The 19534-nt window shown below is 67.4% G+C and carries 18 protein-coding genes and 1 riboswitch; of the genes, 6 read left to right on the top strand and 12 right to left on the bottom strand.

From position 1 onward, the window contains the following. Positions 1-98 precede the first annotated feature (98 nt). Complete coding sequence (locus LQF10_RS02660) at positions 99-851, bottom strand: ParA family protein (RefSeq protein WP_231065958.1); 753 nt, start codon at positions 849-851, stop codon at positions 99-101. Between the two features lie 337 nt (positions 852-1188). Between LQF10_RS02660 and LQF10_RS02655 the strand changes: the two genes are divergently transcribed. From LQF10_RS02655 to LQF10_RS02630, 6 genes are all read left to right on the top strand, one after another. After that, positions 1189-2136, top strand: a complete 948-nt coding sequence (locus LQF10_RS02655; RefSeq protein ID WP_231065957.1) for a carbohydrate ABC transporter permease — start codon at positions 1189-1191, stop codon at positions 2134-2136. After that, the gene (locus LQF10_RS02650) at positions 2133-3065 is read left to right on the top strand and encodes a carbohydrate ABC transporter permease (protein ID WP_435531426.1); all 933 of its coding nucleotides are present in this window, start codon (positions 2133-2135) and stop codon (positions 3063-3065) included. Before LQF10_RS02655 ends, LQF10_RS02650 begins: the two co-directional genes overlap by 4 nt. A gap of 71 nt (positions 3066-3136) precedes the next feature. After that, complete coding sequence (locus tag LQF10_RS02645) at positions 3137-4534, top strand: ABC transporter substrate-binding protein (RefSeq protein WP_231065956.1); 1398 nt, start codon at positions 3137-3139, stop codon at positions 4532-4534. A 193-nt stretch (positions 4535-4727) separates the two neighbouring features. Further along, positions 4728-5456 carry a glycerophosphodiester phosphodiesterase gene (locus LQF10_RS02640; RefSeq protein ID WP_231065955.1) on the top strand — a complete coding sequence of 243 codons (729 nt, stop codon included), beginning with the start codon at positions 4728-4730 and terminating at the stop codon, positions 5454-5456. Between the two features lie 114 nt (positions 5457-5570). After that, positions 5571-6044, top strand: coding sequence for a DUF1801 domain-containing protein (locus LQF10_RS02635; RefSeq protein ID WP_231065954.1), 474 nt, complete (start codon positions 5571-5573; stop codon positions 6042-6044). Between the two features lie 2 nt (positions 6045-6046). Further along, positions 6047-6814 carry a VOC family protein gene (locus LQF10_RS02630; RefSeq protein ID WP_231065953.1) on the top strand — a complete coding sequence of 256 codons (768 nt, stop codon included), beginning with the start codon at positions 6047-6049 and terminating at the stop codon, positions 6812-6814. Between the two features lie 99 nt (positions 6815-6913). On the opposite strand, the gene ribH is transcribed toward LQF10_RS02630, so the two are convergent. The 11 genes from ribH to LQF10_RS02575 form a co-directional block, all read right to left on the bottom strand. Beyond that, positions 6914-7411 carry a 6,7-dimethyl-8-ribityllumazine synthase gene (ribH, locus tag LQF10_RS02625; RefSeq protein WP_231065952.1) on the bottom strand — a complete coding sequence of 166 codons (498 nt, stop codon included), beginning with the start codon at positions 7409-7411 and terminating at the stop codon, positions 6914-6916. Continuing rightward, positions 7408-8736: a 3,4-dihydroxy-2-butanone-4-phosphate synthase gene (gene ribB / locus LQF10_RS02620; protein ID WP_231065951.1), complete on the bottom strand. Its 1329-nt coding sequence runs from the start codon at positions 8734-8736 to the stop codon at positions 7408-7410. The genes ribH and ribB overlap by 4 nt, the downstream gene beginning before the upstream one ends. Continuing rightward, entirely contained in the window at positions 8729-9361 is a 633-nt protein-coding gene (locus LQF10_RS02615) for a riboflavin synthase (protein ID WP_231065950.1), read from the bottom strand. The genes ribB and LQF10_RS02615 overlap by 8 nt, the downstream gene beginning before the upstream one ends. Positions 9362-9363: 2 nt before the next feature. Beyond that, on the bottom strand, positions 9364-10665 hold the full coding sequence (gene ribD, locus LQF10_RS02610; protein WP_231065949.1) for a bifunctional diaminohydroxyphosphoribosylaminopyrimidine deaminase/5-amino-6-(5-phosphoribosylamino)uracil reductase RibD: 1302 nt from the start codon (positions 10663-10665) through the stop codon (positions 9364-9366). Positions 10666-10772: 107 nt separating this feature from the next. Beyond that, positions 10773-10903: riboswitch (FMN riboswitch) on the bottom strand. A gap of 46 nt (positions 10904-10949) precedes the next feature. Continuing rightward, positions 10950-13685 carry an exo-rhamnogalacturonan lyase family protein gene (locus tag LQF10_RS02605; protein WP_231065948.1) on the bottom strand — a complete coding sequence of 912 codons (2736 nt, stop codon included), beginning with the start codon at positions 13683-13685 and terminating at the stop codon, positions 10950-10952. A 195-nt stretch (positions 13686-13880) separates the two neighbouring features. Continuing rightward, entirely contained in the window at positions 13881-14570 is a 690-nt protein-coding gene (locus LQF10_RS02600) for a DUF1961 family protein (RefSeq protein WP_231065947.1), read from the bottom strand. Next, the gene (locus LQF10_RS02595) at positions 14552-15220 is read right to left on the bottom strand and encodes a rhamnogalacturonan acetylesterase (protein WP_231065946.1); all 669 of its coding nucleotides are present in this window, start codon (positions 15218-15220) and stop codon (positions 14552-14554) included. Before LQF10_RS02595 ends, LQF10_RS02600 begins: the two co-directional genes overlap by 19 nt. Continuing rightward, positions 15220-16119: a carbohydrate ABC transporter permease gene (locus LQF10_RS02590; RefSeq protein WP_231065945.1), complete on the bottom strand. Its 900-nt coding sequence runs from the start codon at positions 16117-16119 to the stop codon at positions 15220-15222. Before LQF10_RS02590 ends, LQF10_RS02595 begins: the two co-directional genes overlap by 1 nt. Then, entirely contained in the window at positions 16119-17093 is a 975-nt protein-coding gene (locus tag LQF10_RS02585; RefSeq protein ID WP_231065944.1) for an ABC transporter permease, read from the bottom strand. Before LQF10_RS02585 ends, LQF10_RS02590 begins: the two co-directional genes overlap by 1 nt. 66 nt (positions 17094-17159) lie before the next feature. Next, positions 17160-18695 carry an extracellular solute-binding protein gene (locus tag LQF10_RS02580; protein ID WP_231065943.1) on the bottom strand — a complete coding sequence of 512 codons (1536 nt, stop codon included), beginning with the start codon at positions 18693-18695 and terminating at the stop codon, positions 17160-17162. A gap of 60 nt (positions 18696-18755) precedes the next feature. Beyond that, on the bottom strand, positions 18756-19406 hold the full coding sequence (locus LQF10_RS02575) for a DUF624 domain-containing protein (protein WP_231065942.1): 651 nt from the start codon (positions 19404-19406) through the stop codon (positions 18756-18758). Between the last annotated feature and the right edge of the window lie 128 nt (positions 19407-19534).

Here is a 19534-nt window from a genome sequence, read left to right as displayed (position 1 = left end):
ACGTCCAGATCGACCCGCGCGACGAGGCCGGACTCCGCGAAACTTCCCATCGAACTCGACCACGGCGTCGATCCAGTACGTCGAAGCGCCGTCAGCACTCAGGCGGCCTTGACGACGAGCGCCCACAGATCCGTATAAGCCAGCGCCACCTGATGGCGCGGCGCGAACGCGGCCACCGGCGCACGTTCGGACCCCATGCGTTCCACCACGACACTGGCGGGTACGACGACGTCGACGATCTCCTTGTGCTCAACGGGCAGGTCCTCGACCGCGCGCCGGTGTGAGAGCTTGCGCCGGTCCACCATGGAGAGAAACGCCAGGATCGGAGCAGGCTTCGCGGAATCTGCCACCACGCCGCGCACTTGCTCCAGCGAGCGAAGGGAGAGTGCGGCCGGCGCTACAGGTGTGACGATCACATCGGCAGATCGCACGGCGTTCTCCGCCACCAGCGAAGCGCCGGGAGGACAGTCCAGGATGACCGTGTCATAGGTACCGGAGGCATCCTTGAGCGCCTTCTCGAGCCGGCGCCGCGAGCCCTTTACGGAATCGAGCATCAGTTCGAGCTCTCGGTAGGAGTCATCGGCTGGGACGACGTCGATCCGGTGGTGCCCTTCGGGCCTGGGAAAGGCGGCTTCCCGGACCACGTCGGAGATCGTGTTACTCCCCTTGACCAGCTTGGCGACCCCGCCCTTCAGCTTGGGCTTCACGCCGGTCAGGTACGTGCTCGCCCCCTGAGCATCCAGGTCCCACAGCAGCACCGCGCCCGATCTGCTCGCTTCCCAGGCGAGGTTGACCGCTGCGGACGTCTTTCCAGCCCCACCCTTGGTGGAGTACACGGCAACGATTTTCATACGGGCACCCTATGAGGGCGTGCAGGGTGGTGCCACTACTGGACACGCGTGATCAACACGAGTCGTCCCGGACGCCAACAGCTCGAGCCGGCTCATCGTCTCGTTCTCGTGCACAGAACCAGATTCAGAAACGTCGAGCACTCCACGGATCGCTCACGGGCGACGCCCGCCGGTCGCCAGTGAGCACAACTGATCAAGAATGGTGAACGACTGGCGTGAAAACGACACACAGGTGAACGTTTCTGGAACCAGAAATGAGCATTCATCGATCTCGTCGAAACCCCCGCCGGAGTGCTCCTAGCGTGGATTCGGTTCCTCGAGATCGGACATTCCACTCATGAGTTCGCTCACCATCTCCACCCCGGCGCCGGCCTCGTCGACGGCGGCCCAGCGCCGGCGCGCCCGGCGGCGCAAGGGCCTGCGCAATGCCGGCTATTTCCTCCTGCTCGCCGGCCCGAACGTGGCGTTGCTGCTGATCTTCGTCTACCGCCCGCTGCTCCTGAGCTTCTACTACTCGATGCTGCAGTGGAATGTGGGCTCCAGCGTGGCCCGGTTCGTCGGACTGGAGAACTACCAGCGGTGGTTCACGGACCCGCAGACTCCCCAGATCATGGGCACCACGGCAATATTCGCGGTCGCCACAGTCGGCGGCGCGCTCGTGCTCGGGCTGGCGCTGGCGTTGCTGCTGAACCGCAAGCTGTTCGGACGGGGCATCGCGCGCACCGTGGCATTCGCGCCGTACGTGCTCTCCGGGATCGCCGTGGGCATGCTCTGGCTGTACATCTTCGACCCACGCTACGGTCTGCTGTCCACTCTGCTCGGCTGGCTCGGTCTCGCCTCTCCACAGTGGTACACCACGGCGCCGTGGGCTCTGCTGATGATCATCATCGTCTACCTGTGGAAGCACGTCGGATACGTGGCGCTGATCTACCTGGCCGGATTGCAGGCGATCCCCCAGGATCTGCGCGATGCCGCCTCACTGGACGGAGCGACGGCGTGGCGCACCTTCCGCTCCATCGTGCTGCCCCTGCTCGGCCCAGTGACGTTCTTCCTGCTCATCACCACCATGCTCAGTTCGCTGCAGTCCTTCGACCTGATCAAGGCGATGACCGACGGCGGGCCGCTCGGCAGCACCACCACCTTGATGTACCAGATCTACCTCGAAGGATTCCAGACCGGTCGGGCCGGGTACGCCTCGGCCAGCGCCACGATCCTGTTCATCATCCTGCTGGTGATCACGGGAGTGCAGCTGAAGTACATGGAACGGAAGGTGCACTACTCGTGACCACCGCACTCGAGCGCCCCGCCCCTGACCAGACCGCCACGGAGACACCCGCTCCCCCTGCCGACGTGCGTGAGCCCCGGGCGAGAGGCGAACGCCGACGGCGACCGGGCGCCGTCGTGCTCGATGCCAGCCTTTACGTGACACTGCTGGTGGCCATCCTGGTGATGTCGGTGCCGCTGATCTGGATGTTCCTCGCCAGCTTCAAAGACAACTCCGAGCTGGTGAGCCTGCCGCTCCAGTGGCTGCCGCGATCCTGGGACCTGGACAATTTCGTGCAGGTTGCCGCGAGCATTCCGATCGGTCGCATGTTCGCGAACAGTGTGGGCTTGACACTCGTCGGCGCCGGCCTGAAGGTCTTCCTCGCCCTGTGCTGCGCCTACGCTGTGGTGTTCATTTCCATCCCACTGCGCAATGCCGTTTTCATTGTGGTGCTTTTTGCGCTACTCATTCCCGGGCAGATCACGATCATTCCGAACTACACACTGATCGCCGACCTCGGCTGGCTGAACACCTACCAGGGAATTCTCGTGCCGGGCCTGGCGAGCGCATTCGGCACGTTCCTGTTCAGGCAGCACTTCTTGTCCCTGCCGATCTCCGTGCTCGAGGCGGCCGAACTCGACGGAGCCGGGCACTGGCGCCGACTGTGGCGTTTCGTGGTTCCGATGTCCATGCCCACCGTGGCCGCCGTGGGACTCATCTCGCTGGTGAACGAGTGGAACGACTATCTGTGGCCCATGCTCGTCACCGACAACACCGACACGATGACGTTGCCGGTGGGTCTGACGCTGCTGCAGGACGTCGACGGGATCCAGAACTGGGGCGTCCTGATGGCCGCCACGGTCGCCGTCACACTCCCGATGCTGCTCTTCTTCCTGATCCTGCAGCGCCGGCTCGTGGCAGGTCTCACCGCCGGTGCAGTCACCGGCTGATCACCGTGCCCACGGATGGGCACCCGCTCAACACCCCACTCACCCCGATTCCCTACCTGAAGGAAGCTCCCATGCCCTCAACGAACCACTCCGGCCGGCCCACCTGGGCTTCGGCACTACGCGCCCCCTCTCGGCGCAACGTCCTCGCACTCGGCGGGCTCGGACTCACCGGTGGCCTGGTGGCCGCATGCAGCGGCCCGAGCGTCGGCGTCACCGACGGCGGCGAGGAGTCTTCCGAGTCCATCGATTGGTCCGCTGTGGAGCCGGCCTCGGAGATCACCTGGTGGTCCAACCACCCGGGCAACACCAAGGGGCTCGAAGAGTCCTACATCGAGGCCTTCAACCAGGAGTACCCCGACATCCGGATCAACCACGTCACCGCCGGGGCAGGGTATGACGAGATCGCCCAGCGCTTTCAGGCCGCATCGGGCACGGACGAGACCCCGGATCTGGTGATCGCCTCGGACGTGTGGTGGTTCCGGTACTTCGTGAATGGCCAGATCATCCCCATCGACGACGTGTTCGCGCACCTGGGATCGGACACCAGCGACTTCGTGCCGACCTTCTACAGCGACTATGAGTACGACGGTGCGCACTATGCCGCTCCGTACGCCCGCTCCACACCGTTGTTCTACTACAACAAGGCCCTGTGGGCGCAGGCCGGCCTGCCCGACCGTGGCCCGGAGACCTGGGCCGAGCTGCAGGAGTGGGCTCCCGCACTGCGCGAGGTGGTCCCGGCCGACGGCGCCCCGCTGGGCAACGGAATCGGCCCGTCCTGGTCTGCCTGGTGGTTCTCCAACATCATCTGGGGTATGGGCGGCGCGATGAGCGATGAGTGGACGGTCACGCTGGACACCGAGGAGGCCCTGGCCGCGGGGAACTTCGTACGTGACATGTACAACGGAGACGACGCCTTCGCCAGCTTCGGTGCCGACACCAACGCCGACTTCCAGGCAGGCATCTACGCATGCCTGATCGGATCGACCGGCTCCCTCGCCGGACACCTGGAGGCCGTGGACTTCGAGCTGGGGACGGCCTACCTGCCGGATGGCCCGGTGGCCGGCCCGAACGTGCCGACCGGAGGGACCGGACTGGCGATCGCAGCTTCCAAGCCTCCGGAGCAACAACTCGCCGCTGCCATGTTCCTGAAGTTCCTCACCGAGCAGGACAACACGGCGCTGTTCTCCGAGAGCACCGGCTACATGCCCGTGCGTACCTCTGCCATCGAGGGCGACATCATGGCGGAGGTCTATGCGCAGACGCCGCAGTTCCGCACCTCTGTGGACCAGTTGCAGGAGAAGACGAGGGTGCAGGACTTCGTGCGCGTGTTCACTCCCGGTGGCGACCAGATGCTCACTGACGGCATCGAGCGCCTGGTCCTGGGTGGAGAGAACGCCGAGGACGTCTTCCCGGATGTCACCGCGAACCTGCAGCGGGCATTCGAGGACGATGTGGAGCCCTACCTGTGACAGGCGAGCGCTGACTCGTAGAAACGCGCGTGACGGCGCCGAACCCCGGGCTCATCACCTGAGGTTCGGCGTCGTCACGGTGATCCGCCAGGTGAATAGTGGCGGAACGCATGAGGACCATCGGCGAGATCTCACCGCGAGCGTCGGTGGCGCACCGTACGGTGGCGGTAGAGCCTGAGACAGGAGAACACCCATGACCCAGATCATCGCCCATCGCGGCAATTCCGCCGTGGCCCCGGAGAACACCCTGCCGGCGTTCGCCGCTGCCGCATTCGGTGGATCCGACTTCATTGAGATCGACCTCCAGGTGGGCGGAGACGGTTCAGCCGTGGTGATCCACGATGCGTCCGTGGACCGCACCACCGACGGCGCGGGGATCGTGGCCGAGATGCTCGCCACGGACATGAAATACCTGGACGCCGGATCGTGGTTCGACCCGGCGTTCGCGGGCACCGCACTCCCATTGTTCGCCGACGTGGTCGATCTCCTCGGACGTTTCCCCGAGGTGGGCCTGTTGCTCGAGCTCAAAGGTGCGTGGCGACCTGAGCCGACGATGGCGGTGCTGACCCAGATCCGGGAGGCGGGCCTGACCGAGCGGGTCCTCGCCCAGTCCTTCGAGGTGGACATGCTGAGGACGCTGCAGACATTGGCGCCAGACCTTCCTCGTGCCCTGCTGGTGCGGGAGATCACCGGGGAGGCGCTCACCACCTGTGCCGAACTGGGTGCCGTGGCCTGCAACCCCTCGTCGGCCAGTGTGATCGCCGAGCCCAGTGCCGTGGCCCGTGTGCACGACGCCGGGCAGCAGATCTTCACCTGGACCTCGAACGACCCCGACGAGTGGGCACCGCTGGTTGCCGCCGGCGTGGACGGGATCATCACCGACCGACCCGACCGCTTGGCAGGCTGGCTCGCCACACAGTAGTTCGACCACACAGGAGATCGACCACACCAGTCGATCAGGAATCGAGAAGCACCCGCGATCCGGTCCCCTCTAGCGTGAAGGCACACGACCTACACGAGAAGGGGAGCAACCACCATGGGTTCCACATCGACGTCCGGCGGCAAGAACGCCGAGGCCGCTGCAAGCTTCTCCGAGCAGGAACGTCAGGCGATGAAGGAGCGGGCCGCCGAACTGAAGTCGCAGGCGCGCCGTGGCGGCAGCGAAGGGAAGGCGGCAGCCAACGAGGCCGACGTCTTGGCGAAGATCGCCGAGATGCCGGAGTCTGATCGCGTGCTGGCCGAACGAGTGCACGCCCTCGTCACCACCGCCGCGCCGGAACTGGCGCCCAAGTTGTACTACGGACAGCCCGGGTACGCCCGGAAGGGGAAGATGCTGTGTTTCTTCCGGAGCGGGCAGATGGACAAGGAGCGCTACTCCACCTTCGGCTTCAGTGCCGAAGCGAATGTCGACGACGCCTCCGGGGTGTGGCCAACCTCGTACGCCCTGACCGAACCCACCGAAGCCGCCTGGAAGCACCTCGCCGAACTCGTCGAGCGGGCGGTGAGCTGACCATGCCACTCGCTCTCAACTCCATCACACTGAACACGCCTGATGCCCACCGTGCCGCTGACTTCTACTCTCGCGCGCTGGCGCCTGCTGTCACCGACCGAGGCGGCTCGTTCGAGCTGGATCTGCACAGTCACGGTGCGTTCGAACTGGCCACCGGCGCCGATCCCACACCGTCCGGATTCAGGGGGTACGTCCTCACCTACCTCGTGGACCAACCCTGCGACGTTCGTACGGTGATGGATGCCGCCCTCGATGGTGGTGCGGAGGCGTTGAAGCCGGCAAAGAAGGCGCTGTTCGGTGCCTACTCCGGTGTCTTCCGCGCGACGGACGGCGCCGTGTGGAAGGTCGCGGCGGGCACCAGCAAGGACTCGCGCGAAGCGACGCCCACCCCCGTTCCTACGGAGACCACTCTCATCCTGGGCGTTGGTGACCCGAAAGAGTCGAAGACGTTCTACGAAACACTAGGCATGGCGACAGACCGGGACTACGGGTCCAAGTACATCGACTTCCGGCCCGCTGCCGGCGCCACCAGGCTCAGCCTGATGCAACGCCCCGTTCTGGCCAAGGACGCCGGCATCGACCCGCAGGATGAGAGCTCCGCGGCGATGATCCTGGTCCACCGCACAGGGTCACCCGAGGACGTCGATGCGCTGCTGGCTGCCGCGGTCTCGGCCGGCGGGAAGATCGCCGCACCAGCGGCACCGACCGACGACGGCTACGCCGGGCAGTTCACCGACCCGGACGGCTTCCGCTGGACGGTCGCTTCCTGACCCACGCCCACCACCCTGCCGACCGCAAAGTCGTGCGGCATTTGTGACCGAAACGCCGCACGGCTTTGCGTTCGGTGGGTTCGGGAGCCAGGGTGCGGGCTACACGCCGGCGTCGGCCAGTGCCACCGCAGTGGTCAGGGCCGCAACGGCCGCCTCGTACCCGACATCCTGCCGGGATCCAGGCAGCCCGGCGCGGTCGCGCGCCTGGTCCTCGGTGCTGCAGGTCAGCACTCCGAAACCCACCGGGACCCCGGTGGAGGTCGCCACCTCGGTGAGCCCCGTCGTCACGCCCTGGCACACGTACTCGAAGTGCGCCGTGGTGCCCTGGAGCACCATGCCGAGCGCCACCACGGCGTCATATCCGCCGCGGGCGAGCCGGGCCGCGGCCACCGGGAGCTCGAAGCTGCCGGGCACCCGGACCACCATCGGCTCGGTGATTCCGGCGTCACGAAACGCGCGCAGCGCGCCGTTGAGCAGTCCGGTGGTGATCTCCTCGTGCCAGCAGGCGGCCACGACGGCGGCCCGCAGGTGGGGCACCTGCGGCACCTCGATCCCGGGTCCGGTGTGCGGGGAGGTGGGCGTGGCTTCGGTGGTCATGCCATCGTCCTTTCGTGAGTGAGTGGCTCGGTCGGTGCTGACGTCGGCTCTGGCAGCCAGGGCAGCACATGCCCCATCCGGCTCGCCTTGGTACGCAGGTAGGCCACGTTGTCGGCACCCACCGGGGCCGGTGCCGGGACGAAACCGCGAACCAGCACTCCACCCCGTGCCAGTGCGGCCGCTTTCGCGGGGTTGTTCGACTTCAGCCGCACCTCTCGTGCGCCGAGATCGAGCAGGATCGCCCCCGCGGCCGCATAGTCCCGGGCATCGGCGGGCAGGCCCTGGTCAAGGTTCGCCTCCACGGTGTCCCGGCCCTGCTCCTGCAGCGCATAGGCGCGGATCTTCGCGCTCAGCCCGGTCCCGCGCCCCTCGTGGCCACGCAGATAGACAACCGCCCCGCGGCCTTCGTCCGCGATGGCTTCGAGCGCCTCCGTGAGCTGATGCCCGCAGTCGCAACGCAATGAGCCGAACGCCTCACCGGTCAGGCATTCTGAATGCACTCGCACCAGCAGGTCCTGATCCATGAAGTGGCGCCCGTCCGCGAAGCGATCGCCATCGTCGAGGCCGAGGCACAGCGCGATGTGCTCGGTTCCGGTCGCGGAGTCCAGATAGGTGATCGCCCGGAAGATCCCGGCTGCGGTAGGCAGCATCGCTGCCGCCTGGCGCCGGACCCGACCATCCTGCCGCGCGGGGTGAGCACCCTGATCCGCCTCGTGCTGAGCAAGGCCGCGCCGGTATGCCACCAACTCGGCCACGCTCACCAGGGCCATCCCGTGCTCGGCGGCGAAGGCGCGCAGCTGCTCGCCACGGCAAGGGACGCCGTCGGGCGTGAGCATTTCGCAGATCACGGCGGCAGGGCGGCGGCCGGCGAGCCGGGCGAGATCCACCCCCGCCTCGGTGTGCCCGATCCGGCCGAGCACCCCGTCCGGGTGCGCCACCAGCGGGAACACGTGCCCGGGTCGGGCCAGCTGATCAGCCATCGTTCCTGGATCAGCGAGCAGCCGTAGCGTGCGGGCGCGGTCCGCGGCGCTGATCCCGGTGGTGATTCCCGCTGCGGCATCCACGCTGACGGTGAACGCGGTGCCATGCGCCTCGGTGTTGCGCGACACCATCGGGGGCAGCTCCAGCCGGGCCGCGTCCTCGGCGGTGATCGGTGCGCAGATCAATCCGCGCCCATAGGTGGCCATGAACGCCACCGCCTCCGGGGTGATGGCGTCCGCAGCGGCCACCAGGTCGCCCTCGTTCTCCCGGTCGGCGTCGTCGACCACGATCACGGTGCGACCAGCCGCGATCTCTGCGATGGCGTGCTCCACGGCCTCATGCATCCGCGGTCTCCTTCACAGCAAGCAACCGCTCCACGTGTTTGGCGAGCACATCCACCTCCACGTTCACCCGGTCCCCGGGCTCCTTGCGGCCAAGGGTGGTGGCGGCGAGCGTGGCGGGGATCAGCCCGATCGTCAGCAGAGTTGCGCCCGGCTCGGCGTCATCGAGCGCGGCCACGGTCAGGCTCACCCCGTCGAATGCGATCGATCCCTGCGGCACCACATACCGGGCGAGGTGGACGGGCACTGCGATGGTCATCAGGTCGGCCATTTCTCCCGGTTCGCGTGCAACCACGGTGGCGATCGCATCGACGTGCCCGGTCACGACGTGCCCGCCGAAGCGCCCGGTCGCGGCGAGTGCGGGTTCGAGGTTCACGCGATCGCCGGACCCTCGGGCACCGATGGTGGTGCGCTCCAGGGTGGGCGGCATCAGGTCTGCGGTGAAGCGAGCGACGGCGTCCGGCCCGTCATCGAGGGAGGTCACCGTCACGCATACGCCATCCACGCTGATCGAGTCGCCGAGGGCGACGTCATGCGGGAGGTGTCCGGTGACGGTCAGGCGCGCACCGCCCGGGGTGGGGTCGAAAGCCTCGACGGTGCCGAGATCGGTGATGATTCCGGTGAACATGGCTACTCCTGGAGGGATTCGGGGAGTGGGATCGGGCGGGCAGTGATGCGGATGTCGGGGCCGAGGAAGGTGACGTCAACTGGTTCCAGACGGTGGGCGGCGTCGATCGTGGCGACGCCCGCGTCGGCGAGCGCGGCCGGACCGGCGCCGAGTAACGCGGGAGCGAGATAGGCGATGACCTGGTCCACGAGCCCGGCAGCAAGGAACGCGCCCGCGAGCCGCGGGCCACCCTCGAGCAGCACGGATCGGAAGCCACGGTGGTACAGCAGGTCAAGCACCGCGGCCAGGTCCAGGTACCGGTGATCTGACCGGCCCTCGCCCGGGCCAGTCAGGTCCTGCTCGTGGCCCCGATCGGGCCACGTCGTGGTCCGTTCCAGGCCCGATTCCGACCGCAACTCTGCCGGGGGCGGAGCTGTGGGGGCGCGGGCGATCTCGACGTGCCCGGGCAGGTCCGGAGTCGGCGTGTCCGGGCCGATCACGAGGAGCGTGGGCGCCGCATCGTCGAGCACCCGGGCACCAGAAGCCGTGGCGCCGGAGGGGTCGAGCACCACTCGTAGCGGCTGCCGCCCGTCCGGCGGCGCAGGCCGTACGGTCAGTTGCGGATCGTCCGTGCGCTGGGTCCTCGCTCCGATGAGCACCGCATCGACGCTGTCGCGCAGGCGGTGCACGTCAGCGCGGGCCTGTTCCCCCGTGATCCAGCGACTGGTGCCGTCGGCCGCGGCGGACCGGCCGTCCAGGGTGGCGGCGAACTTCCAGGTGACGTGCGGGCGGGAGGTGCGCACCGCCGTCAGCCACGCCTCGTTCACGGAGGCGGCCTCGGCGGCGAACGCATCCGGAACGAGTGCGCTTCCGGGGCCGTGCACCTCGATGCCGGCGGTGCGCAACACCTCCGCTCCCCCGCCATGCGACGGGTCAGCGACGGCGTAGATCACCCGGGAGATACCGGCGTCAAGGAGCGCCTGGGTGCAGGGGCCGGTCCGGCCGGTGTGGGGGCACGGTTCGAGAGTCACGACGGCGGTGCATCCGGTGAGGAAGCCCGGTACCTCAGGATCGCCCGGCCCGAAGACGCGCTCATGAGCCGCAGCGATCGCGGCGACTTCCGCGTGTGCTCCGCCTGCGCGAGCATGCCAGCCTTCGCCGACCACGTGCCCCTCGATGTCGAGGATCACGCATCCCACTGCCGGATTGGGACTGACCCGGCCCAGACCCCGCACGCTCAGCTCGATGGCGTGCCGGAGCGCGGCGACCACCTGATCGGGGTCACCGAAGAATCCTGAGGCTGTTCCGCCGTCGGGGCGTGCCACCGGTACCTCCTGCGCTAGGTGTTGTGACAACTAGGCGCAGCCCGGGGCCGGCGACGGCGGACCACCAGCGGGTGCACAGATGCACCAACGCGGGCGAGGACCGCCGCGCGCGCACTTCCTCCCATCCGGACTTTCACCGTCGGTCCAGGAATTTCACCTGATCAACCGGCCGCTGGCTGCGGCCGGGTCGCGGACTATCACCGCCGGTTCGGAATTACACCGACCCCGGAGTGCGCGAACTTCAGTTCGACCCGACCAGTGTGGCACATCCGGGCAGGAGGATCTCAGTCGGGGAGGTGGTCACCGATCAGGGCGAGGCACTGCATCGTGGCCAGCGAGCCCTGGGCGGCGTCATTGGTCCACAGCGTGGGCGCGTCGTCCACCGGGGCGAGCACGTACGGCGGTTCCGTGCGGCTCGCGACGAAATCGCCGCGCATCCGCTCCCCGCCCACGAAGAACGCCTGCCACGCCCGCTCGGCGAGGTCGGATCGCCCGAGCCGGTTCGCCGCATAGGCGAGCACCCGCGCATGCGGCTGCTCGAACGGGGCGCCTCCGTGCTCGGCGCCGAGCTCTGCCACCTGCTCCTCGGGCGTACCCAGGTAGAGTCGGCAGTACTGCAGCCACGCGTCACCGAAGCCGGGCGCCTCCTCCTCGCCGATCAGGTCCACCAGCTCGCTGCAGATCTCCACCAGCCCGAACATGATGGACAGGTGAGAGGCGCCCACCCGGTCCCGGGAGGTGTCGAAGCGCCCGGTGTCCAGGTCATAGAGCGCCTCACCGGTGAAGAAGCCGTGCGGCAGCGCACCGATATCGGTCATCGTGCCGAGCAGCCGGTCCCGTGAGCGCGTGTTCCCGGTGATCTCCCAGTCGGCGAGCCAGGTGGCCGCGAGCGCGCTCCAGTCCGTGCCCAGCCCCACCCCGAGAGCATGGCGCTGCGGTCGGTAGGTCACGGCATCGGGCCGGACCTTACGCACCGGGTCCAGGCCGAGGAAGCTCTGATCGCTGTCCCGCAATTCGAGCATCAGGTCGCGGGTGTGCTCATCCGCAGTGAGGAAGTAGTGATGCCGCCGGTAGGCCGGGGTGGAGATCCGCAACTGCTTGGCGCTGCATCCCCAGTGCTGCACGTTATGCCGGGTGCCCAGGCCCTTCCACTGCCCGGCGTGGTAGACGTCCACATCGCCGGTGTGCCGGGTGAGCCGCTCCGCGAGGCGGAACACATCGGCTCGCCCGGTGCGGCAGAACGCCGTCCACAACCACAGGTCCGGGGAGAGCTCGGAGTTGTCCCACGCGTATCCGCCCACGTCGTAACGCCAGGTGTGCCGGTCGGCGTCGTAGGCGTGCATGAGGTCGCCGTAGTTCCAGAATCCATACCAGGATCGCTGGTCGACCTGCCCTACGTAGAAGTCCAGCAGCGCCTCGAGCCGGTCCTCCAGACGGGCCCGGCCGGGGGTGCTGCGGTCGGGCAGGTCCCAGTCGCCGAACACCCCGGCAGCGTGCAGTGCCTCAGGGGTGGGGGCGAGTCGGGGGCCTTCCACGGTGTGTGCCACATCCGTGGCCAGCTCCTCCACGCTCGGGGTGGCCGCATAGGCGACCACATCGAGCTCGTGGGTGCGGGCGATGCCATCGGCGTCCCCGAAGCCTGGTTCGTAGTCCTCGTAGGTGATGTCGAGGGCATCGAGCTGGTCGGCGTAGGTGTCCTGTCCGAGGCCATCGTGGTAGAACCGCAGGTCCATCGGTTCGGCGTCCGGAGACCACAGCCACATCGTGATCGACCCCGCGGCCGTGGCTGCCCCGCTGATGTCGATCCCGGTGGGGTGGGACTGCCAGAACCCGGTGAGCCCCACGCCGAGGCCACCGCCGGTGTCCCCGAGGTAGCCGAACCCGTCGGAACGGGTTCCCTCGGCCACCCCGATCCAGGCGTGCCCAGGCTTCGTGCGCTTGCGGATCGTGTACCCGTTGGCATTGTGCTGGCGCAGATTCCAGTCGTCCCAGGTGGGGATCCATGCCGCTAGCCGCGCCACGTCCTGATCCCAGGTATCCGCCGACGGCGTCGGCTCGCCCGCCATCTGGGCGTTGCGTACCGCCTCACCCGGGTCACGGCGTAGACCGGTCAGGCCACGGACGGCCTCACGCAACAGGCCGCCGTCGGCCCCGGCGAGGCGCACGTGCCGGTCGTGCGGCTCGGCCCGCAACGGCACATCGAACCGGATCCCGAGCGAGCTGAGGAAGTCGGAGCCGGAATCGCCGTCCCAGATGAAGGAGTGCACCAGACGCAGGTGGGTCGATCCAGCGACGGCCACCAGGCGCACGGTGAACGGCAGCCACTCGCGGCCGGACTCGGTGCGGTGCCTTCCTTCGATGCGCACCACCGCGCGCACCGGACCGGACTGCTCCACCTCCACCGACTCGACCTGCCCGATGCCGTGGTCCCGCCCGGCATGATTCGGTTCCGGCGTGCCCTGCACACTGGAGACCAGCACTCCGCCCCGGGCGACTTCCTGGCCGGCGATCGCCAGCGAATCGACCAGAACCCCGCCCCGGGCGGGGATGCGGGCGGTGAGCGCTCCCGTCTCGATCGTGACGCCGTCGGGGTCCTGAGCGACGACCACGGCGACGTTCCCGCCCCCTGTGTTCCTGCCCGCCCCGCTCTCCTCCACCGCCCCCGACGAAGCTGCGGCGACCAACCGGTAGGACGGGCTGGGCTCCGGGTGCACCCCGAGGCCGATACCCGCCCATTTCACCGACCCGTCGGGCCAGGTGGCTAGTGGCCAGATCTGTGCCGGCACCGGCGCCCCGGCCTCGTCGGTCAGGGCGAGTCCCTCAGGCGAGGCCACCGCACCACGCGGGACCGGGGCCCCGAAGGTAGCGCCGGCCGGCAAGCGCTGGGGCGTGGCGTCGTCGATCCACCGGATCGGCACGTCTACATGGCTGCTGCGCCCGTGGCGGCCTCGATCGCTCATGGTCGCCTCAACGGTCCCGGCGGTCTTAGTGGTCTCGGCTGTCTCGGCGGTCTCGGACATCAACACTCCAATGGGTGAGAGGGCACTCGGTGTGCGCCGAGTGCTCGACTTCTCGGCTAAATCTCAACAAGTGAGCGAAATCGGCCGTACTCGCGGCAGGGGGTGGGGGCGGGTGAGGGGGTAGGGCGTGTGAGGGGGGTAGGTATAGAGGGAGGGCGGGAAAGGGGGGGCGGGGCGAGTGAGGGAGCGGGTGGGTCAGAGGGGGCGGACCTCGAGATTGCGGTAGCGGGCGGTCAGGGGGGCCATCTGCCGGAAGCCGATCCGGCCGGACCCGAGCGGAGGGCCCACTGCGCCGTCGTCGGTCCACGTGAAGAGTTCCAGGTCGTCGATCGCGAACACCACACCGGCGCCCTGCTTGGTCACCCGGATCCGATAAAACCCGTCAGCGTCCTCCGGCCCGGGCAGCGGGTCTGCCCCCTGGGCCACCAGGTGGAAGCCGGGGCTCTTGCGCAGATTGCAGGTGCGGAACCGCTTCTCGGACGCCCACTTCCGCCGCAGATACGAGATGTGCAGCGTGGCGATGTCCCCCGAGTGGTACTGCGGGTAGAACCCGGTGCGCTCGGTCAACGCCGGATCGAACAGATCCTCGCCGCGCGCGCCGGTGGCGGCGAAGAACACCATCGCCAGCCCATCCCCGCTGACCGGCCGGAAGTCCCAGGAGATCTCCAAGTCCGGCCCGAACACCTGCGGGCACCAGTAGGTGAAATGCGCGTGGTCGCCGCGGCCGTCGGCCACCAGGGCTGGCTCGTCGGCGGTGCTGAACAACTCCACGCCATCGTTGGTCACGCGAGTGCCCACCGGGCCCTCGGCCACCCACCCCGCCAGATCCGATGCCGAAGCCAGCGGGTTGGTATAGCTCACCGAGGTCACGGCTGCATCACCCATCTCCCCAGCGGTTCGTGGTGATCATCCTGCCCGCGGATCGCCCGCAGGTTCTGCGCCACGAAAGAGGCCACCGCGCGCGCTCCGGCGAGCCCGAAGTGCGTCGTATCGCGCGCGTCTTCAGGCGCCTGGTCCGGCTTACCGTGCGGGAACAGCACGGGCCCGGCCTCCTCTCCGAGCCACTCATACAGCCACCGGGTGAACGCGGTCAGCTCGATCACCGGTACATCCACCCGATGCCCGAGTCGGCGCACCGCCCGGGGATACCCGCCGTGGGAGACCCGCAGGGCACCGCCTGCATCATGCAACAGCCGCTCCACACTGGTGGTCAGCACCGGCAACCCGCCGCGCTCCCGCACCTGCGCCACGAACCGCGCGAGATTCTCGGTGTAACGCCCCTGCGCTGCCAGCTCCTCGAGTTTCTGGTCGTTATGTCCGAACCCGAGCACGACGACGTCCCCCGCCTCGATCGCATCGAGCGTTGCCTGCCAGCGCCCCTCCGCCACGAACGAATCAGTGGTCGCCCCGCCGATGGCGCGGTTGACCACCGGCTCCTGCGTGAACTCGTGGAAGACCCCGCCCCACCCGATCACCCCAGACCCGTCGAGCGGTCCCGGTGCGACAGTGGAGTCACCCGCCAGATGGATCGTCATCAGCCCTTCACACTCCCGATCAGCATTCCCTTGGCGAAGTGCTTCTGCAGGAACGGGTACGCCAGCAACACCGGGATGGTCGCCACCATCACCACAGCAAACTTGATCCCCTGCGCCGGTGGCGGCACCTCCGTGTTCAGGTCATCCGGCGAGAGGGAGGCCGAAGCCGTCACCTGCCGCAGGATCATCTGCAGCGTCCATTTGTTCTGGTCGTTCAGGTAGAGCAGCGGTGACATGTAGTCGTTCCAGATCCCCACCGCGTAGAACAACGCGAACGTCGCCAGCACCGGCTTCGAGAGCGGCAGCACCACACTGCTCAGGATGCGCAACTCGTTCGCACCGTCGATCCGGGCGGACTCCTCCAGCTCCTTCGGCAGCTCCTGGAAGAAGTTCTTGATGATGATCAAACTGAACGGGTTGATCGCCATCGGCAGGATCAGCGCCCAGTAACTGTCCAGCAGGCCGAGTTCCTTGACGATGAGGAAAGTGGGGATCATCCCCGCGCTGAACACCATCGTGAACACCACCAGCGCCATGATGGTCCGCCGGCCGGGCAGATCCACCTTCGCCAACGGGTAGGCCATCAGGGCGGTCAGCGCCAACTGGATCATAGTGCCGACCAACGTGACCACCACCGTGGTCACAAACGCACGCACGAACACGCTGGACGTCAGGATCGACTCATAGGCCGCCGTCGTGATCTCGCGTGGCCACAGGAAGAACGGACGGGTGGTGATCTCCAGCTCCGTGGCCAGCGATCCCGCGAATACGTACAGGAACGGCAGGATCGCCAAGGTGCCGATCCCCACCAGCAGCACGATGTTGACGACGTCGAAAACTTTCCCGGCCGGGGTGTTGAACCGGTACTTGACGCGATTGTTCTTGCGGATCGCCGCCATCAGAAGATCCCTGCCTGGTTGAACCGCTTCGCGATCCAGTTGGTTCCGAAGATGAGGATGAGGCCCACGATGGCTTTCGCCAGGCCCACAGCGGTGGAGTAGGAGTACGCCCCCTGCTGGATCCCGGTGAAGTAGACGTAGGTGTCGAACACATCGGCCACCGATCGGTTCAGCGCATTCGACATCAGATAGATCTGCTCGAACCCGGTGTTCAGGATCTGCCCCGTCTGCAGGATGAGCAGCACGATGATCGTGCTCATGATCGAGGGGATCGTGATGAAGCGGACCCGTTGCCAGCGGCCGGCACCGTCGATGATCGCCGCCTCGTACTGCTCCTGATCCACTCCGGCGAGGGCCGCGAGGAAGATGATCGTGCCCCACCCGGTGTTCTTCCAGATCTCCTGCAGCAGGATCAACGGCCGGAACCAGGCGGGGTCGGCCATGAAGTTGGTCTGAGTGCCCAGCAGATCGTTGAGGAACGTCCACAACGGTCCATTCCCGACGGCGAACAGCAACCCGGTCAGCGAGACCACCACGGTCCAGGACAGGAAATGCGGAATGTAGACGAGAGTCTGCACCGTGCGCTTGAGGATGTTCAGGCGCAGTTCGTTCAGCAGCAGCGCCATCACAATCGTCGCGGGGAATGCGATGAAGAGCGTCAACCCCGCGATGATCAGGGTGTTGGCGAGCAGTCGTGGGAAATCTGGATTGGAGAAGAAGTCGGCGAAGTGCTCCCAGCCGACCCATTCACTGCCCTCGATACCGAGGAACGGCACGTAGTTGCGGAACGCGATCTGCGCACCGTACATCGGCCAGAACCGGAAGATCAGGAAGTAGGCGATACCGGGCAGCATCAGGAAGAACAGCCACCGGAACCGCACGATGTCCTGCACGAGGTTGCGCCGTGAGGGCCGGCTCGGCCCACGTGGCTCCCGGGGCGGCGGTGTCACCACCGTCTCGACCGTCGCGGTCATCCGCGTTCTCCTCTCGAGGTCGAGGGGTGGGGCGCACCAGCCGGTGCGCCCCACCTAGGGGGTCGGTCAGCCGAGCTCGTCGTAGAGCGCGTTGATCTCCTCGGTGACCGTGTCGCCACCGCTGGTCCGCCACCGCTCGATGGCATCCTCGAGGCCGGCCTCGTCGATCTGCCCCGCGAGGTACTGGATGCGGGCGTCGCCGATGATGTTGTCCAGTTGGGTGCCGTTGGTGGTGTAGGTGTCCGAGACGAGTCCCGCGGCAGGGTTGAAGACGGCGTTCGCTCCATCCTCGGCCTGCAACTCCAGGCGCAACTCCTCGAACGCCACATCTTCGTCGGTCTCCGGCAAGGTGGAGTACCCCTCGTACCCGGCTACGTTCATCCCGAGCTGCGCCCAGGCGCCGGTGACCTGATCGGTGAAGTCCTGCCGCTCCGGGTTGTACTGGGCGTAGCCGTCCACCACCTCGAAGTTGTCGCCCTCGATTCCGTTGTTCATCAGGATCTGCGCCTCGGTGGTGTTCAGCTCGTTCAGCACGGTGAGCACCTGGTCGAGCTGCTCCTCGGTCTGCACCGACGAACGCGGGATCGCGAGGAATCCGGCGTATCCCGTGGTGGGCAGGGCGAAGGTGCCGTTCGGCCCGTCGAGCTGGCCTACCAGAGCGACCCGCTCATCCGGGTTCTCTCCACCGTCGCTGAACAGCTCGCGCAGCTGAGCGGCGCGCGACTGGACGTCGAGGATGATTCCACCTTCGCCGTTGAGGAACGGCTCGTTCCAGGTGGCCGGGTCCATCGTGGCGTAGTCGGCGTTGATGTAGCCGCTTTGGACGAGGTCACGCTCGAAGTCCACGGCTTCGCGCCACTCGGGGGTGGTGAAGGCGGGCACCAGTTCATCGCCGTCCTCACGCCACATGTTGCCCGAGCCGTGCCAGACCTCGATGGTGTCGTAGGGGCTGTTCGTGCCGATACCGCCGGGCCATTGCGGTGCAATGATGCCGTAGGTGTCATCTTCGCCGTTGCCATCCGGATCGTCTTCGGTGAAGGCTCGAGCGATCTCGGCCAGGTCCTCGGTGGTCTCCGGCTCGGCCAGTCCGAGATTCTCGAGCCAGTCGGCGCGAATGATCACACTCGCGCGGATCACATCGCGGGCCCGGTACACGCCGTAGACCGTGCCGTTGACGCTCGAAGCTTGCTGAACATCTGGGTTCTCGGTGACCAGATTCGGGTAGTCACCCGAGGCGAGGTGCTCCGTCAGATCCCAGAAGCCGCCCGCCTCAGCCGTGGCCACGAAGCCCTGGTCCTTACCGGTGATCACCATGACGTCAGGGATGTCGTCGCCGGCGAGCACTGTGTTGACCCGCTCGCCATAGGAGGAGTTCGGCACCCACTGCACCTCCAGGGGCATGCCGGCCAGATCGCTGAGCCCGGATCCGACCGGGTCATCGCTCTCCGGCGGCACTTCGGCAAAGTACGGCGCCATGATGGTCAGGGAATCCAGTTCACCCTGTTCACCTCCACCACCGTCATCGCCACCGCCGCTGCACGCAGTGAGGGCCAGGCCCGCGGCCGCCAGTGCGCCTACGGGACCAAGGAGTCGCTTCTTCATGGGTGTTCCTTTCATTGAGTGGCGTCGTCGCCTTGCTCGGAGGGTGCAATCGAGAGGTGGTCAGATGTCGCCGCCCGCACCCCTCAGGGAGCGATCGTTGGCAGCGAAGAAGGACAGGCACAGGGCCGTGCACAGGTAGAGCCAGGCGCCCACGGAGATCACGGGGAGCAGACCGGGGATCCAGGCGGTGAGAGCCGCGGCGAGCGCCGTGGTGGCCGCCAGCAGGAGGGGAGCACCGGGGAATCTGACGGCGAACGCACTGGCCAGGCGCAGACACTCACCGATGTGCAGGTTGTAGTGGGCATCCATCGTGATCACGAGGACCTGGAGCACCACAGCGATCGCGGTGGCCACCGCCAGCGCCACCATGAGCGTGGTGGCACCGGTGCCGTCGTAGAAGGTGACCATGTTGATTGTCAGCAGTGCGATCACCAGGTTGCCCGGCAACTGGAGGAGGTTGGCGCGGCGTAGCTCGCGGCGCCAGGAGGCAGCGAACAGGCGGATCCACGGGTGTACCTCGCCACGGATTCGGCGCCTGCTGCACGCGGCCGCAGCGGCCACCGCGGGCGACCAGCCGAGGAGGACACCGCCTGCCAGAGTGAAGGCGAGGATGAGCGCATTCATCAGGGCAGCGAAGGCCACTGCCTCCGCCCAGGAGTGCAGCCGGGCGGTGCCGCTGACATTCCCGGTGGGAACCGGGCGATCGAGCATGCCCGAGGTGCTACCGGCCCCCGCCGCGGCCGGTCCAGTCCGGGTGCCCCCGGTGGTCGGTGCCGACGTCTGAAACCCGACTCCACTCGCCACCATCACGCTCCGCATCGCCTTCGATCCGACGGGGC

Source organism: Ruania halotolerans, assembly GCF_021049285.1.
Taxonomy (GTDB): domain Bacteria; phylum Actinomycetota; class Actinomycetes; order Actinomycetales; family Beutenbergiaceae; genus Ruania; species Ruania halotolerans.
This window is presented reverse-complemented; position numbering and strand designations above follow the sequence as displayed.

What these genes read in the sequence shown, in the direction of transcription:
- LQF10_RS02660 (WP_231065958.1), bottom strand. Translation starts at nt 851, where the DNA reads ATGAAAATCGTTGCCGTGTACTCCACCAAGGGTGGGGCTGGAAAGACG.
- LQF10_RS02655 (WP_231065957.1), top strand. Translation starts at nt 1,189, where the DNA reads ATGAGTTCGCTCACCATCTCCACCCCGGCGCCGGCCTCGTCGACGGCG.
- LQF10_RS02645 (WP_231065956.1), top strand. Translation starts at nt 3,137, where the DNA reads ATGCCCTCAACGAACCACTCCGGCCGGCCCACCTGGGCTTCGGCACTA.
- LQF10_RS02640 (WP_231065955.1), top strand. Translation starts at nt 4,728, where the DNA reads ATGACCCAGATCATCGCCCATCGCGGCAATTCCGCCGTGGCCCCGGAG.
- LQF10_RS02635 (WP_231065954.1), top strand. Translation starts at nt 5,571, where the DNA reads ATGGGTTCCACATCGACGTCCGGCGGCAAGAACGCCGAGGCCGCTGCA.
- LQF10_RS02630 (WP_231065953.1), top strand. Translation starts at nt 6,047, where the DNA reads ATGCCACTCGCTCTCAACTCCATCACACTGAACACGCCTGATGCCCAC.
- ribH (WP_231065952.1), bottom strand. Translation starts at nt 7,411, where the DNA reads ATGACCACCGAAGCCACGCCCACCTCCCCGCACACCGGACCCGGGATC.
- ribB (WP_231065951.1), bottom strand. Translation starts at nt 8,736, where the DNA reads ATGCATGAGGCCGTGGAGCACGCCATCGCAGAGATCGCGGCTGGTCGC.
- LQF10_RS02615 (WP_231065950.1), bottom strand. Translation starts at nt 9,361, where the DNA reads ATGTTCACCGGAATCATCACCGATCTCGGCACCGTCGAGGCTTTCGAC.
- LQF10_RS02605 (WP_231065948.1), bottom strand. Translation starts at nt 13,685, where the DNA reads ATGTCCGAGACCGCCGAGACAGCCGAGACCACTAAGACCGCCGGGACC.
- LQF10_RS02600 (WP_231065947.1), bottom strand. Translation starts at nt 14,570, where the DNA reads ATGGGTGATGCAGCCGTGACCTCGGTGAGCTATACCAACCCGCTGGCT.
- LQF10_RS02595 (WP_231065946.1), bottom strand. Translation starts at nt 15,220, where the DNA reads ATGACGATCCATCTGGCGGGTGACTCCACTGTCGCACCGGGACCGCTC.
- LQF10_RS02590 (WP_231065945.1), bottom strand. Translation starts at nt 16,119, where the DNA reads ATGGCGGCGATCCGCAAGAACAATCGCGTCAAGTACCGGTTCAACACC.
- LQF10_RS02585 (WP_231065944.1), bottom strand. Translation starts at nt 17,093, where the DNA reads ATGACCGCGACGGTCGAGACGGTGGTGACACCGCCGCCCCGGGAGCCA.
- LQF10_RS02580 (WP_231065943.1), bottom strand. Translation starts at nt 18,695, where the DNA reads ATGAAGAAGCGACTCCTTGGTCCCGTAGGCGCACTGGCGGCCGCGGGC.
- LQF10_RS02575 (WP_231065942.1), bottom strand. Translation starts at nt 19,406, where the DNA reads ATGCTCGATCGCCCGGTTCCCACCGGGAATGTCAGCGGCACCGCCCGG.